The organism is Bacillus proteolyticus, from assembly GCF_001884065.1.
GTDB lineage: Bacteria > Bacillota > Bacilli > Bacillales > Bacillaceae_G > Bacillus_A > Bacillus_A proteolyticus.
The window spans coordinates 1-212 of the sequence record NZ_MACH01000046.1; the positions used below are offsets into that span (position 1 = coordinate 1).

Annotated in this window: 1 pseudogene; it reads left to right on the plus strand. The window is 36.8% G+C overall.

Annotation, left to right across the window (positions count from 1 at the left end):
* Window positions 1-212: pseudogene (locus tag BAQ49_RS04465) on the plus strand (hypothetical protein); the annotation flags it as partial.

Here is a 212-nt window from a genome sequence, read left to right on the forward strand (position 1 = left end):
TAAAAATAAAACCATCATGGGAACGAATGAAAAATTGCATCTAGCCGTGATAAATAAGTTTAAGGAAGCTGAGCTACGATGCGACTTAATCCCTGAAGACCTGAACATTTATGATGAAGTGCTGGGACATTGGTCGACTAGTGATTTAGAAGAAATAGAACATCTAATTTCGATCATGTCTCAGTATCATTCTGCATTAGCTTCTGAAATCG